Raw genomic sequence first — 14432 nt, forward strand, 5'->3', positions numbered from 1 at the left:
AGCCAATCAAAGACCCCGTTGAGTACCTTTTTGTCAAGGATTGTCCGCAACCTTCATCCGTGAAAGCGCAAGCCAGTTAACCCATTGCTTTTCATGAGAAGAATTTACTTTTACCAGTCCCTTGTCAATTGCCATCAAGCAGCATTGCCACACATCTCCGTTAAAAAATGCGGCCTGCTGGCAATCGATGGCGGCCAGCTCAAGCCAGACGCTCTGCTGGTATTTTTCGCTGAGCTGAATGGCTCCCGAGAGGGCCAGGTAGCAGAGATCGAACAGGCCGTGGTGATCGAGGGCCATGGCCGCCTTGGGCAGGAAGGGATGACTGACGATGCCGAGGCTGATGCGCCTGTCCAGCGGGTGCTCGCAGGGGAAGGCTGCCAGGGTGTCGAGCAGGGTCTGGGCCAGCTGATGCAACTGGGCCACGTGGCGCTGGGGCACCACATAGAGCAGGTGACCTTCGCGCAGGTCGTAGATGCGGCCATCCTGCGGGGTCAGTTCGTTGACGTAACGGCCGAAGGCCTGCTCTATCTCGCGGCTGACCTGATAGCCGTGCTGCTCCAGGCTGTTGATCAGGAAGGGAACCCGGAACAGCAGGTAGTGCAGCTTGTCGTCAAATTCGCTGGTGGGGCGTTCGCTCAGGTACCAGCGCTCGGATTTTTGCTGGCGCTTTGCCATCTCCCGCGGCCAGCGGCTCATCAGTCGCTGCCAGTTGGCCAGGCCGCTGCGCGGCTCTACCAGCAGGGCCTCTCCCAGCTGTTTGGCATGAAGGCGCGCGACCCGCAGTTTCAGCCAGAGGGTGAAGAACAGATAGATGAAGAGTGCCAGCAGCAGCCCGGTGCTGACGCTGGTCCAGAGGTATCGCTCCTGCTGGTGCTGGCTGACGTCGAGTTGCTGTTCCAGCTCCTTGACCTGTTGCACCCGCTCCACCTGGGCGTAGTTGTCGCGCACCGCCTCCTGCTCCAGCGCCAGCTGTTGCTGGCGAACCAGTTCGCTGCGCTGGTGGTAATTCTTGTAGCTCTCCAGGGCCTGCTGGAGGTAACCCTTCTGCTCATAGGCGACGGAGAGCAGGCGGAAGATCTCGAACTGGCGCCGGATGTCCCCAATCCGGTTGGCCAGGGTGAGGGCGTTCTCCAACTGCAGGATGGCGATGCCCGCCTCCTGCTGCTTGAGGTGCAGCTCTCCCAGCAACAGCAGGGTGTCGATGAGCGACTCCTTGTCATCCCCCAGCTCATGGGACTGGCGTGCGGCGTTCAGGTAGTTTCGCGCCAGGTTGAGGTTGCCGGTCTGCAGGTAGGTCTTGCCTATCTCGAACTTGAGATGGGCGATGCGGGTACGGTTGCTGCTCTCGTCCAGCAGGTCGAGGGCATTGAAGAAATAGACCAGCGCCATGTTCATCTCGCCCTGATCCCGGTTGAGACGGGCGAGCACGATCAGGGCGTCGCTCAGCATGGAGGAATTGCCGAGGGCATGAAAATAGTTGGCCGCCTCGCTGGCGTATTGCAGCGCTTTTTGTGGCTCCTGCTCTTCCTGATAGAGGCTGACCATCTGGTTCGAAAGCAGGCCGAGGAAGAGGGGATCCTGCAGGGGCTTGGCTTGCTGTTGTGCTTCGATGTACTCCCCCAGTGCAAGCTGGGGCTGACCCAGAGCCTGATAGAGATCCCCGCCCACTGCGCTGGTCCAGGCCCTGGCCAGAGGGTGTTTGGCGTGATCCGCCCATTTGCGGGTCTCGGCCAGCTGCTGCTTGGCGAGATCGAATTGCCGCTCCTCTATGCTGGCGTTGACGCGCAGCAGGCGGCTGTAGACCTGCAACTGGCTCTCCTTGAGGTCGGGATTGGCCAGCAGTTTGTCGAGTTTGTCGAGCAGGGGGGCCGCGGCGCCATGGGTATGCTGTTGCAGGTTGCGGCTTCTAACCAGCAGATAGAGCCCATGGGCCTGCAGCTCGAACTGCTGCTCTTTCTCGGCCATGGCGATGCCCTGCTCGAAGGACTCCTGTGCCTGGGCGAACTGCCCTAGCTGCTGCAGACACTCCCCCTTGAGCAGATAGGCGCCCGTGGTCTGGGTGGCGGTACCGTAGTTCAGCATCGGCTCGCGATAGCCGTACTCCTGACGGTTGCTGATGATCTGCTTGGGATTGTTGGCCGTGCGTTCGAGGAAGGAGGTGGCAATCTGGGCACATCTGGCGGGATCGGTCAGCACCAGGGTCTGGGCCTGCTGCAGGTCGATGGACAACTGCTCCTTGGCCAGATCCAGATCAGGAGCCGACAGGGAGGACATCATCATTGCCAGAAAAAACAGTTGATTCATTGGATTAAGAACGGCACGGAGGTGCAGGCATGTTATCCAAGCCCACCCCCGCCCGTCCAGAGTTTACTGAGGTGATGCGCAGCGGGCCGCAGCCCGCAGGATGGCGGCGCCGGTGATTACTGGCGAATGAGGCGCAGGTTCGCCGGAACCGGCTCCCAGTCGCTGCGGAAAGGGTTGATGTCCAGGCCGCCGCGGCGGGTGTAACGGGCATGGACGGTCAGTTGTTCCGGGGCGCAGAAGTGTTTGAGATCGGTAAAGATGCGCTCGATGCACTGCTCGTGGAACTCGTTGTGCTGGCGGAACGAGATGAGGTAGCGCAACAGCTTCTCCCGGTCGAGGCGCGGGCCGCGATAGTGGATCACCACGGATCCCCAGTCCGGCTGGCTGGTCACAAGGCAGTTGGACTTGAGCAGGTGGCTGTGCAGGGTCTCCTCCACGATCTCGCGACCGGCGGCCCCTTGCAGCAGGGTCTCGTCAAACTCGTAGCCATCCACCTCGATATCCAGGTTGTCGATGCACTCACCGGGCAGCTGGGCTATCTGGTGGGGGGCCTGGTCGAGGGTGAAGAGGGTGACGCTCACCGGGGCACCAGCGCAGCCACTCAGATCCTGAACCAGCAGCGCTTGCACTGCCTCCAGGGAGTCGCAGCGGGTCTGGTTGAAGGAGTTCAGGTAAAGCTTGAACGACTTGGACTCGATGAGATTCGGGCTGGTGGCCGGCACAAAGACCTCCCCGATGGCAACCACGGGCTTGCCTTTGGCATTGAGCCAGGAGAGTTCATACAGGGTCCAGACGTCGCACCCCTGGAACGGCAGTTCACCTCTCAGGCCAAGATCGTCGCGGTTCAGGCTGCGTGGCACGGGCTGCAGCAGACTCGGGGTGTACTGGCTGATGTAGGCGGACTGCTGCCCCAGGCTCAGGCCTTGCAGCGCACTGGCGCCGGCGTATCTCTCTTGTTTGCTCATGCTGGTTTGCTCACGCTTGTCTGATAAGGGGTTTGATGGTGCAATGGCCCGATTTTTCGATCAGGTACTTGCGGCCATCAGAGGCCGCTATTGTGGGGAATATCGATGTCGGATCAAGTCCTGTCTGCCCTGGAGCAGTTCTTTTTACGCTGGCAGCGCGATGGCGAAGGAAGGCGGGGGCTGCCCCTGTGCGACTGGGAGGCCGATTGGCGCTCTCCTTGCGAGCTGGATGAACCCAGGGAGGGGCGGGTCGCCTGGCGTCCGTTCCAGCGGGAGCAGGCAGCCGACTTCACGGCCATGGCGAACGCCCTGGAGCTGACCCTGCATCCCAGCGCCATCGCCCTGTTTGGCCACTGGTTCAGCCGCCCTCTGTCCTGCTCTTTCAAGGGGTTGCGCATCGAACTCATCCTGCCGTGGAACGATGCCGATCTGGATCTGCTCAAGGAGAACCTCATCGGCCACCTGCTGATGCTGCGCAAGTTGAAGCGATCCCCTTCACTCTTCATTGCCACGACCCGCAACGAGATGACGCTGGTCTCCCTCGATAACGAGAGCGGCCAGGTGTGGCTGGAGTGGCTGGACTCCGGGCGGCGCCTGACGCTGGCCTCCTCGTTGCCGGCCTTTCTGGCGCGACTGGAAACCTTGCCCCAGTGATGCCCCAAAAGAGAGGGCCTTGCCACCTGGCAAGGCCCTCTCTTTTTAATGCGCCATTGTGCGCGGTGGGCACCTACTCCTTGAAGTCCCAGGAGAGGTTGGAGACCAGCCTGCAAGGCTCGCACCTGAAGTCGAAGATCTCGTGCAGGGGGGCGGCCAGCGCCCATGGGCCACCACAGCCAGGGCAGGGGCGAGCCAGCTCTTCGGTAGTGCTCAGGCCACCTACCCGGTAGAGATAGTAATAGGTGGGGATGCCGCTCAGGAGCTCCAGCCGTCTGGCGTGATCGCTGCCCCGGCGATGAAGGCGGCTGCCCACCTCGCCGATTTCGTGCAGGGCGGCGTGCTCGGCGATGGAGCCGTTCATCTGCAACTGATCGCAGGCCTCCCAATCTTCCTGCCACTTGATGATCTGCTTGTGGTCACCGTTGGCGACGGCGGGCAGCCGATAGAGCGGGATGGGGGCGAAGTGATCGCCACAGCGCAGGGGAGAGCAACTGTGCAGGAAGCTGGTGTAGAGCAGCATCCAGCTGGGACGCTCCCCCTGCTCTGCGCACGGGTCCGTGCTGTCCGAGAGCAGATCCGCCCCTTGCAGGTGGAGTTTGGGGGCGAGCAGGCCCGCCTGGTGCAGACCTTGCTCGGCAAGGGCGACCAGCTCGCTCTGGTTGTCAGGGTGCAGGCTGTCCTGCTCCGGGCAGACCACCCGACTGACGAAATAGCCTTCGTGCATGCTGGTGGGAAACTCCCGCCCCAGGATCTGCCCCTGATAGCGCAACATGTCGAGGTAGTGGACAATGGCCCGCTCTGCCTCCCCGAGGGAGGTATCGCGGTAGCACTCAAAGGTGAGTTCGAGGATATACATGGCGATGGGTCAATCCGGCTTCTGGTTGAGCAGCAGGTCGGTGAGGCGATCGACCTTCTGCTCCAGCCGGGCGAGCTGTTCGCTCAGTTGCTGAAGAGTGACGCGTTCCGTGGCCAAGGGGGATGCCTCGGGGGCACTGGCGGGGGCGGGCGCTGTCGACGCGGGCTGGGGTTGTTGTTTCCACTGGCTCAACACCTTGAGCAGCTCGGCCATGGGCACGGGATGGCTGAGGCGGGCCTTGACCATGGCGGTAGAGGGGGTGATTCCCCTGGCACTGAGTTCGTTGGCTATCTGGATGATCTCTTGGGCTGACATCTTGGCTCCTGCACGGCCGTCTTGCTGCGGGTGGATAGTGGCACAGAGCTTAATCAAAGCCTGTCCATCAGGAAAGCGGAGCGAAGGGCGTGGGTGGCGAGAGGGAGGGGATTGGCGGCTCCGCGTCGACCCAACGCTGGCCGCCGGGAGTGGGGGGATCAGGTCCCCTGGCGCAGCATCACATCCAGCTGGTCGATGGCTTCCGCCCAGTCGGCGTCGTGGCTGAGGGCATCGCGCAGAAAGTCTGCCTGGGAAGGCGTCCAGAACGGCGCGTCGGGCAACTGGGTATGGCGATCGATGGGATGGTCGCGGATAAAACGCTGCTGGCTGATGTCGTCACTGGCCAGCCCCAGCTGGGCAAACAGGGCGGCCATGTCATGGGTGAGCAATTCCATGTCGGTACTCCTTGGAAGGGGGCTGTGGAAGAGTATAGCCAGCCCCCGTGCTCTCAAATCTAGGAGGGGAGACGATGGGGTGGCAGTTCGACACCGGCGACATGCAGCCCCTGCATGCAGAGCTGCCCCTGATAATGGCTCTCTCCGTCGCTGGAGAACTCGAACTGGTAGTAGGTGAGCAGGCGCAGGGGCTTGTGCCCCAGGGCACGGTGTGTCCGCGCCAGCGACAGCAGTTGCAGGTCGTGGTGCTGGCAGTAGCGGCGCATGTATTGCCAAGCCAACTCCGCCTGGCGGCGCTGTTGCCAGAAGGCCCAGCCAACGAGGCCGAGCAGCAAGATCCCAAGCATTTCTCCCATCAGCGGGTTCCTTCTGTGATGTGTGTGGGGCCCTGTTCACCTCAGGCAACAGGGCCGTTGTGTCGGGCCTAGGTGGCAGCGAACAGGCGACCGATGGCCAGACCCAGGGCCTCGCTGCGTTCGGGGTCACGCAGTTTTGCCAGCATATCATTGCGCAATGCCGGTAGCGTGACGAGCTCGGCAAATACCTGGTTGAAGAACTGGGTGGGTTGCAGGGCGAGCTGCTCCAGAAACAGGCCGAGCAGTTCGGGGTGTTTCAGATCGGGCCAGAGGCGGCCAGCGATGGCGAGGAGCAGGGAGGGGCTTGGCCGGGTTTGCAGCAGGGTCAGCAGCTTGTTGGTGCGCAGTCCGTTGCCCGGGCAGGAGGCCAGTGCCCGGCACAGATAGGCCAGGGTTTCGGGGTCAGGCTCGGCGCACTCCTGCTCCTTGCCGATGCGCTCCAGCAATGCGCCTTGCAGGGCAGGAGGCAGGGGGGCGTTCTCCAGGCTCTGGCACAGTGCGTAGAGGGGGGCCTGCGGCAGTACGGGCAAGGCCTTGCAGACCAGTGCCAGGTTGCGTTCAACCTGCAGCTGCTCCGCGAGATCTGCAAACCCTTGCAGTCCCAGGGCCTGCCACCCCTCTTCCCCCGGCGCCGCCAGATAGTGGCAGAGGGCCTCGTAGTAAGCGGAAGGGGCTTGTTCCAGCTGGCGGGCCAGCTTGGCGTGCACACTGGCCATCTTGGCCTCGGCCGGACGGAAGGTGTAGGGGTTGTCCGCCAGACGCTGGGCCTTCTCTTCGTCCAGTTCACCGGTGAGCTTGTAGCCCAGAGTCTCTACCACCTGATCCATGAAATGCTTGGGGCCGCTGGAGATGAGCAGGCCGCGTTCATCAAGGGCGAACTTGAGGAACCAGAGGTAGTGCCTGGATTCGGTCGGCTGGAAGAAGTGCACGCCGAGCCAGGCGTGCTGCTGCAACGGCCAGGGGTAGGGCTCCTGCTGCTGCTCGATGCGCACGAAGAGGTCGCTGGGGAGCGGGCGCACCTGGCGGCCCAGATCGAACAGCTGGAACTGGGTATCGGCCTGGGTCAGAAACTCGGTCAGGGTGTTGATGGAAGACATGAAGAGATCCCGCTTGAAGATAATGCGGGCGATTATAAGGGGGCTGCACCAGATAGCCAGAGGCGGTGATGCAGGGGATGAAGGTGACGGTAACATGGCAGCCATTGCGGGGTCGGTGTATAGTAGCGCCCCTTTTTGATGGCCGTATTGAGTGGGGCCCCGTCGCAGACCGGGCCCGCGATGAGGAAGTGAGCGAGATGAATCAATATCTGCTGGTTGCCGGTCTGCTGGGAGAGCTGACTGCCGAGTTGCAACGTCTGGAACGCTGGCAAGCCGACCATCCGGGGAGCGAGGCGCTGGCAAGCGAGCTGCCGTTTTGTGTCGATACCCTGAGTTTCGATCAATGGCTGCAGTTCGTGCTGATCCCGCGCATGGAGCAGCTAGTGGTGCAGCAGGCTCCGCTGCCGACCAGCGTCTCCCTTTATCCCATGGCGAGTGAGGTCTATAAAGAGGAGCTGGCGGAGGTCGAGGCCCTGCTTCGTCTGATCGCCCGTTTCGATCTGCTGCTCTCCGGCAAAGTGGTCGAACAATGATGGACGAGCAGACCCGGACAGCGGATGCCTTGCAGCCGACTCTGCTCTATCAGGATGACTGGCTGGTGGCGGTGAACAAACCGTCCGGTCTCCTGGTGCACCGCAGTTGGCTCGACAAGGCCGAGACCCGTTTCGCCATGCAGATGACCCGGGATCTGATCGGGGGTCGTCATGTCTACCCCGTGCACCGACTGGACAGGCCCACTTCGGGTGTGCTGCTGTTTGCTCTCGATCCTGCCGTGGCCCGTACCCTGACCGAGGCCTTTGCTGCCCGTCAGGTCCACAAGGAGTACCTGGCACTGGTGCGGGGATGGGCCCCCGAAGAGGGGCTCATCGACTATCCGCTCAAGGAGCAGCTGGACAAGATTGCCGATGCCTTCAGCGACCCGGATCGCCCCGCCCAGGAGGCGGTGACCGCGTTTCGTCGTCTGCATCAGGTCGAGCTGCCCTTCGCCGTCTCCAAGAAGCATCCCACCAGTCGCTACAGCCTGGTCCGCCTCTTTCCCAAGACGGGGCGCAAGCACCAGCTGCGCCGCCATCTGGATCACCTGTTCCACCCCATCGTCGGTGATACCACCCACGGGGATGGCCGACACAACCGCTTCTTTCGCGAGCACTACGGGTGCGACCGCCTGCTGCTGATCGCGCACCGTCTGAGCTTCGAGCATCCGGTGCTCAAGGTGCCGATGCGGATCCAGGCGCCCCTGGGCCCCGAGGTGCTGGGTCTGTTCGCCCGTCTGGGCTGGCCTGCCAGCGAGCAAGACTACGGCGCCTGAGCCTCTTTCCATCTGTTGCCTCTGACCGGGCTGTGGCATGCTGTAACCTAGGTACGTCAGAGGAATGACTTATGGCTCAACGAGATATCGCCTGCGCAATCGCGTACCCCCCGCCTGTTCAGGGGGGCTCTTCCTACCCATCCCGGTCTTGCCGGGCCCAATGTCTGTCCCTGAGGAGTCGCTGATGGCCGAGATCGACATCCTGGTCGGCACCGTCTACGGCTCTGCCATGCTGGTGGCCGAGACCCTCTGTGACCACCTGCAAGCCGATGGCCATGTCTGCCAGATCTTCGATGACGCGGCGCTGACCGACATCGATGCCTCCCGCTTTCTGCTCATCGTGACCGCCACCACGGGGCAGGGGGATATACCGCCCAATTTGCAGTCCTTTGCCAGTGCTCTGGCCGATCGTGCTCCTTATATGAAGGGATGGCGCTATGCCCTCATCGCCATGGGAGACAGCAGCTATGAACACTTCTGCGGAGCGGGGCGATCGCTGGATGCCCTGTTGCAGGAGCTGGCTGCCGAGCCACTGGTTGTGCACCTGGAAATCGATGCGACGGTAGAAGATGAGCCTGAAGTGGCGGCGCTGGCCTGGTTGAAAACCTGGGAAAATAGACTGTAGCCAGACCCTTCTCCCCGAGAATAAATTCACCTCCGTGAGTGTGCTATCGGGGGTGTTTTATTTTTGGGGCGTCACGCCTCAGCCCCCAAATATATCCTCTCTTTCGTCCGGTTATTTTTCTCGCCAATGATGATAAGCGATTGGCCATATTCATCATCAACCACGACAAATTGAAAAATTAAAAGTTCCGCATTGAAAGCGATTTCAGTCATGTTTTTGCTACTGCGACATGGATTTATCACTTAACTCTCGTTGCAAATTAATATTTGAAAGCGCTTTCTTTAGTTATTGTTTTTCTTTTTTGTGCTTATCTTGGGTGGTTGGTGCCAAAAAATGAAAATTCATTGACATTTTGTGGCTTTGGCTGTCGGTGGCGTGCGATTTGTCATCGTTTTGTGAATCAGCTCATGTTTGCAGGGAATTTGGGTACCTATAATCGACCTCGGTTATCACCAAAACGTTTTTCCGGTGATAAGAACTTGAATATCAGGATCACACTCCTCTCAGCGGGAATAAGGAAAATGAAAATGAAAGCAAAGTGGCTCCCGATCGCTGCAGCAGTAACCGCAGCCCTGGCTTCCCAAGCCGCCTTCGCCGTTGATTTCCACGGCTACTTCCGTTCCGGTGTCGGTGTTTCCGGTGACGGGGACATGGTCAAATACAACGTCAACAAGGTTGGTCGTCTGGGTAACGAAAATGATACCTACGGCGAAGTCCAGCTGGGTCAGGAAGTCTTCAACAAAGATGGCAAGACTTTCTACGTAGACTCCATGTTCGCCATGGCGTCCAACGGCTCCAACGACTGGGAAGGTACCGGCACCGTCTGTAACTTCGATGCCAAGCAGTGCAACGGCGACTCCGACTTCGCCCTGCGTCAGTTCAACGTGCAAGCCAAGGGGCTGCTGGGCTTCGCGCCGGAAGCCACCCTGTGGGCCGGTAAGCGTTTCTACCAACGTCACGACATCCACATCTCTGACTTCTACTACTGGAACATCTCCGGTGCCGGCGCCGGTATCGAAGGCATCCAGGCTGGTCCTGGCAAGCTCTCCCTGGCCTGGGTCCGAAACGACCGCAGCGCGGGTGATGTCTTCGGTCAGTACACCCAGACTGGTGTAGATGGCAACGGTGATCCGGTTTACCAGAAGAACGAAGATCTGAACGTCAACACCCTGGACGTGCGTTATGCCGGCATCCCGCTGTGGCAGGACGGCTCTCTGGAAGTGGGCGCCATGTATGCCCTGGTCAATGAGACCGACGCCCAGAAAGATCTGAAGAACGACAACATGAAGAACGGCGTCATGCTGACTGCCGAACTGACTCAAGGCATCTTCGGTGGCTTCAACAAGACCGTGCTGCAGTACGGTACCGAAGGCTACTCCAAGACCATGGCCTTCTACGGTGACGGTTCCTGGTATGGTGCCGAAGCCAAAGCCGGTGCCGATGGCTACCGTATCATCAACTGGGGCGTCATCCCGATGGGCAACTCCTGGGAGATGGGTCACCAGCTGGTCTACGGGGTAGGCAACGAGATGTGGAACGGCAACGACAAGTACGAAACCATGTCTGTCGTCGCTCGCCCGATGTACAAGTGGGATGACTTCAACAAGACCATCTTCGAAGGCGGCTACTTCCAGGACAAGAGCAAGTCCACTTCCGGTACCACCGACAAAGATGGCGCTTACAAGCTGACCCTGGCTCAGGCCTGGTCTGCCGGCTCCAGCTTCTGGGCCCGTCCGGAAATCCGCGTGTTCGCCACCTACCTGAAGAACACCGAAGACCAGAACGCCTTTGAAGGCAACACCTCCAAAGACACCTATCAGGTTGGCGTACAAGCAGAAGCCTGGTGGTAAGCAATATCTTCAGTTAAGTTAGTCACTGCCCCCTTATGGGGGCAGTTTTGTTTCGCATGATGTGGCAACCGGGTTATGGAGATAAGAAGAATGAAACTGGTAAAGATGTCTATCGCGGCCATGGTTACCGCGCTGCTGGCCGGTTGTTCCGGTAGCATGGTGGTGCCCGTGCAGGAGCACGCCTCCATTCTGAGTAATGCCGATCAGGCCAAGCAGGCGCTCTCCCAGGCAACCAGTTGTTGCACAGGGTTCAACGAATTCAATTATGTCTCCCTGCCGGAAGGCGAGACGCTGCTGGCCATCGACGGCAAGCAGCCCAGTTATCAGTTTGACGAGGGCATGAGCTATTTTGCCGCCTATCGTCTGCCGGCCAATACCGGCAATCTGGCCATCACCCTGGCCTCCCAGGTCAGCAAGACGGTCCTGGTTCCCAAGGTGATCATGCTGGATGCCCAGTTCAAGGTGACTCGCGTGCTGGGTGAGTCGGTCTTTGCCTATCAACCAGCCCACTTGCTCGACAACGACAGGATTGAGGGGCGTGTGTTTGTGGACCGCAGCATGCCGGGCAATCCCGCCACTGAAACCTATATGGTGGTCTATGCGCCAGCCAACGAGACGGCGGGCAGCACCACCATCTTGCACCCCGCCAAAGCCTTTGCCCGTGCCAACGGCACGGTCGAGCCGGATATCAAGGACCCCGTGATCCCCCATTCGCCCTGGGGTCTGGTACAGATCAAGGTCACGGACATGGCCAAGGGACAAGGCCTGGAAGCCGTGTTCAAGCCTGAATACGCCGACAAGGTGGCGATGAGCCAGGCCAAGCCTGCTACCACTGCCGTGGCTGCGACGGCGGCCACCACGGCAGCCGTTGCCGCAGCGCCGAGCAAACCGGCTCCCGCCATGCTGAGCGAGACCGAGAGCTTCTACAACGCCCAGATCGAGAAAGCGGTGAAGGCCGGTGACATCGACAAGGCGATGCAACTCGTGAATGAAGCCGAGCGTGCAGGTTCAACCAAGGCGAAATCGGTCTTTATTGATGCAGTGAAACGTTCACAGAAGAACTAAGGAAGGTGCGAATAAGTCATATGGCACGAGAGCATTTACTGGTAACCCATTGATATTAAATGACTAAAATTTTCATTTTTTGTTCTTGGGATACTTGTTCGCACTTTCCCTAAATATCTCGGTTTATTAAAATCGATATTTATTGGAGGCCTCCCTTGTTGGAGGCCTTTTTAATCGGTAGACTGGATAATATAAATCCGCAATAAGTTACATTTTGTTACGGTGGGTATTGTTCAGTATTATTTGGTTTCTTTGTGATTTATTTTGAAGTGGTTTATTTCTTTTTGCGGCGAAGCTATAACAATGCGAAATAATATTCAAGATAGTCCCCTCTCTGCTTATTTATTATCTTGTGATCTCTCCTCCAAATTTATTATTCCCTTGTTTCCGACAGAGGCATTTCCACCCCCGCTGGGTTATATTCTGCTGGTCAAAATAAGCAACCCGGGAAACTCACTTGGCGCAGTGACGGATGAAGAACATCGTCATCAATAAACTGCCCTGAGTCGTTGTCGGAAAAAAATCCATTCAGGAGCGCACACATGTTAAAAAATGCTTTCTCTAATCTGCAAAAGGTCGGTAAGGCGCTGATGCTGCCCGTATCGGTCTTGCCCGTTGCAGGTATTCTGCTGGGGGTGGGGGCTGCCCACTTCAGCTGGTTGCCGGAAATCGTCTCCCAACTGATGGAGCAGGCCGGTGGTTCCGTATTCGGCCAGATGGCTCTGCTGTTCGCCGTGGGCGTCGCCCTTGGCTTCACCAATAACGACGGTGTGTCCGGCCTGTCCGCCATCGTCGGCTACGGCATCATGACCGCCACCCTGACTGTGATGGCGCCTGTGATGGGTGTCGAGAAGATCGATACCGGTGTGCTGGGTGGTATCCTCGCCGGTGGCGTGGCTGCCTGGGCGTTCAACCGCTTCTACAAGATCCAGCTGCCAGAGTACCTTGGCTTCTTCGCCGGCAAGCGCGCCGTGCCCATCATCACCGGTTTCGTTTCCATCGGTCTGGGTGTCGTGCTCTCCTTCATCTGGCCGCCGATTGGTGGTGCCATCGGTGCCTTCTCCGACTGGGCTGCCAACCAGAACCCGGTCCTGGCATTCGGCATCTACGGCGTGGTTGAGCGCTCCCTGATCCCGTTCGGTCTGCACCACATCTGGAACGTGCCGTTCTTCTATCAGGCTGGTACTTGCGTCAACGCCGCCGGTGAAACCGTACACGGCATCATGACCTGCTTCCTGACTGCTGATGACGCTTCCCGTGCTGCCGGCAACGGCTTCGGTCAGCTGGCGGGTGGCTACCTGTTCAAGATGTTCGGTCTGCCTGCTGCCGCGTTTGCCATTGCGCACTCCGCCAAGCCGGAAAACCGCGCCAAGATCGTAGGTATCATGGCTTCTGCTGCCCTGACCTCCTTCCTGACCGGTATCACCGAGCCTATCGAATTCTCCTTCCTGTTCGTGGCCCCGGTACTGTACGCCATCCACGCTCTGCTGGCCGGTCTGGCATACGTGCTGACCAACATGCTGGGTGTCGTTCACGGTCACACCTTCTCCAACGGCTTCATCGACTTCGTGGTGCAATCTCCGCGTGCCGACAACATGCTGCTGCTGGTGGGTCTGGGTCTGGTCTACGCAGTCATCTACTACGTGGTCTTCACCGTGGTCATCCGTGCCATGAACCTGAAAACCCCGGGTCGTGAAGACGAAGCTGCCCAAGAGTCCTCTGCCGGTCAAAGCAAGGACGAGATGTCTGCTGCACTGGTCTCCGCCTTCGGTGGCAAAGAGAACATCGCCTCTCTGGACGCCTGCATCACCCGTCTGCGTGTCGGTGTGAAGGATGTGGCCAAGGTTGACCAGGCTGGTCTGAAGAAGCTGGGCGCCGCCGGTGTGGTGGTGGCTGGTTCCGGTGTACAAGCCATCTTCGGCACCAAGTCCGACAACCTGAAAACTGAAATGGACATCTGGATGAAGAGCAACTGATTGTCGCTCCGATATCCGAGTTCCGAAAAGGGAGGCGCAAGCCTCCCTTTTTGCTGGGTTGCGTTTGGTGGCGGGACATGTGCGGGGGCTTTCCTGACGGCGCCAGCATGGTGTGACCCAATGAAAAAGGCGCCCCTGGGCGCCTTTGCTGCATCAGACCGGCTTAAAGCTTTTCGAGATCCCGTTCTATCTCGCTGATCTTGTTCTGCACCACCTTTTCCAGATGACGCAAGTCGCGCAGTATTTTCTGCTTGATGTCCGGATCGGCGGAAGGCTGGCCGCCCTGGGTCAGATTGTCCAGCTCATCCACCACGTATTTGAGGTTGGCGTTGATCTCGGTGACATCTTTGTACTCATGGGTCCCCGAGTCGACCAGCATGGTCTTGCGCTGGCGAGGGTATTTGAATTTGACGCTCTTGGCGAAGAATTCACCCTTCTGCTTCTTGAAATAGATCTTGAGGATGTCGTGGTTGGCTTCCTGGCGCAGGGTGTAGCTGTCCACCGAGGTGGGTTCCTGGATCCCCAGGCTCTTGAGATTCTCGTACATCGGGCTTCCTTGGTTTGAAACGATCCTGACCCCTCTATCTTACCCGAGTCCGGACGCCTTGCCTGTGACAGGCGCGCCAAATTCAAATTGGTGTCAAAAAGGTCTTTTTTAATCA

At 59.3% G+C, this 14432-nt stretch carries 16 protein-coding genes; 7 read left to right on the forward strand and 9 right to left on the reverse strand.

The genetic code is table 11. The features are described from left to right. Positions 1–33 precede the first annotated feature (33 nt). Both J9893_RS16775 and queF read right to left on the reverse strand, forming a co-directional pair. Complete coding sequence (locus J9893_RS16775) at positions 34–2304, reverse strand: hypothetical protein (RefSeq protein ID WP_210601683.1); 2271 nt, start codon at positions 2302–2304, stop codon at positions 34–36. A 116-nt stretch (positions 2305–2420) separates the two neighbouring features. Continuing rightward, the gene (gene queF / locus J9893_RS16780; protein WP_048208179.1) at positions 2421–3269 is read right to left on the reverse strand and encodes an NADPH-dependent 7-cyano-7-deazaguanine reductase QueF; all 849 of its coding nucleotides are present in this window, start codon (positions 3267–3269) and stop codon (positions 2421–2423) included. Positions 3270–3374: 105 nt separating this feature from the next. Between queF and syd the strand changes: the two genes are divergently transcribed. Continuing rightward, entirely contained in the window at positions 3375–3923 is a 549-nt protein-coding gene (gene syd, locus J9893_RS16785; protein ID WP_109113045.1) for a SecY-interacting protein, read from the forward strand. 73 nt (positions 3924–3996) lie between these two features. Here the strand turns inward: syd and J9893_RS16790 are convergent, their stop codons facing one another. From J9893_RS16790 to J9893_RS16810, 5 genes are all read right to left on the reverse strand, one after another. Continuing rightward, positions 3997–4782, reverse strand: a complete 786-nt coding sequence (locus J9893_RS16790) for a Zn-ribbon-containing protein (RefSeq protein WP_210601682.1) — start codon at positions 4780–4782, stop codon at positions 3997–3999. A 9-nt stretch (positions 4783–4791) separates the two neighbouring features. Further along, on the reverse strand, positions 4792–5097 hold the full coding sequence (locus J9893_RS16795; RefSeq protein WP_048208177.1) for a DNA-binding protein: 306 nt from the start codon (positions 5095–5097) through the stop codon (positions 4792–4794). Positions 5098–5255: 158 nt separating this feature from the next. Next, positions 5256–5492: a DUF2789 domain-containing protein gene (locus J9893_RS16800; RefSeq protein WP_010673389.1), complete on the reverse strand. Its 237-nt coding sequence runs from the start codon at positions 5490–5492 to the stop codon at positions 5256–5258. Positions 5493–5551: 59 nt separating this feature from the next. Further along, positions 5552–5848, reverse strand: a complete 297-nt coding sequence (locus J9893_RS16805) for a DUF3301 domain-containing protein (protein ID WP_039039421.1) — start codon at positions 5846–5848, stop codon at positions 5552–5554. Between the two features lie 68 nt (positions 5849–5916). Continuing rightward, entirely contained in the window at positions 5917–6945 is a 1029-nt protein-coding gene (locus tag J9893_RS16810; protein WP_049636270.1) for a DUF3549 family protein, read from the reverse strand. Between the two features lie 197 nt (positions 6946–7142). Here J9893_RS16810 and J9893_RS16815 point away from each other — a divergent pair, with 197 nt between their 5' ends. The 3 genes from J9893_RS16815 to J9893_RS16825 all read left to right on the forward strand — a co-directional run bounded on the left by J9893_RS16815 (position 7143) and on the right by J9893_RS16825 (position 8879). After that, positions 7143–7478 (forward strand): YqcC family protein, encoded by a 336-nt coding sequence (locus tag J9893_RS16815; RefSeq protein WP_041211288.1) that lies wholly within the window; start codon positions 7143–7145, stop codon positions 7476–7478. Next, the gene (truC, locus tag J9893_RS16820) at positions 7475–8254 is read left to right on the forward strand and encodes a tRNA pseudouridine(65) synthase TruC (protein WP_010673393.1); all 780 of its coding nucleotides are present in this window, start codon (positions 7475–7477) and stop codon (positions 8252–8254) included. The genes J9893_RS16815 and truC overlap by 4 nt, the downstream gene beginning before the upstream one ends. Positions 8255–8438: 184 nt before the next feature. Next, positions 8439–8879: a flavodoxin gene (locus J9893_RS16825; protein WP_041211289.1), complete on the forward strand. Its 441-nt coding sequence runs from the start codon at positions 8439–8441 to the stop codon at positions 8877–8879. A 71-nt stretch (positions 8880–8950) separates the two neighbouring features. On the opposite strand, the gene J9893_RS16830 is transcribed toward J9893_RS16825, so the two are convergent. After that, complete coding sequence (locus J9893_RS16830) at positions 8951–9091, reverse strand: hypothetical protein (RefSeq protein WP_155488369.1); 141 nt, start codon at positions 9089–9091, stop codon at positions 8951–8953. Between the two features lie 315 nt (positions 9092–9406). Here J9893_RS16830 and J9893_RS16835 point away from each other — a divergent pair, with 315 nt between their 5' ends. The 3 genes from J9893_RS16835 (at position 9407) to ptsG (ending at position 13770) form a co-directional block, all read left to right on the forward strand. Continuing rightward, positions 9407–10729: a maltoporin gene (locus tag J9893_RS16835; RefSeq protein WP_119197404.1), complete on the forward strand. Its 1323-nt coding sequence runs from the start codon at positions 9407–9409 to the stop codon at positions 10727–10729. Positions 10730–10819: 90 nt separating this feature from the next. Continuing rightward, entirely contained in the window at positions 10820–11794 is a 975-nt protein-coding gene (locus tag J9893_RS16840) for a MalM family protein (RefSeq protein WP_042015533.1), read from the forward strand. A gap of 542 nt (positions 11795–12336) precedes the next feature. Further along, complete coding sequence (ptsG, locus tag J9893_RS16845) at positions 12337–13770, forward strand: PTS glucose transporter subunit IIBC (protein WP_010673398.1); 1434 nt, start codon at positions 12337–12339, stop codon at positions 13768–13770. 163 nt (positions 13771–13933) lie between these two features. Here the strand turns inward: ptsG and J9893_RS16850 are convergent, their stop codons facing one another. Further along, a complete protein-coding gene (locus J9893_RS16850; protein ID WP_039039426.1) occupies positions 13934–14317 on the reverse strand; it encodes a DUF3461 family protein in 384 nt (127 codons plus the stop codon). Positions 14318–14432 lie beyond the last annotated feature (115 nt).

Origin of the sequence: Aeromonas sp. MaB10011B, from assembly GCF_017939325.1 — a bacterium.
GTDB classification, from domain to species: domain Bacteria; phylum Pseudomonadota; class Gammaproteobacteria; order Enterobacterales; family Aeromonadaceae; genus Aeromonas; species Aeromonas caviae.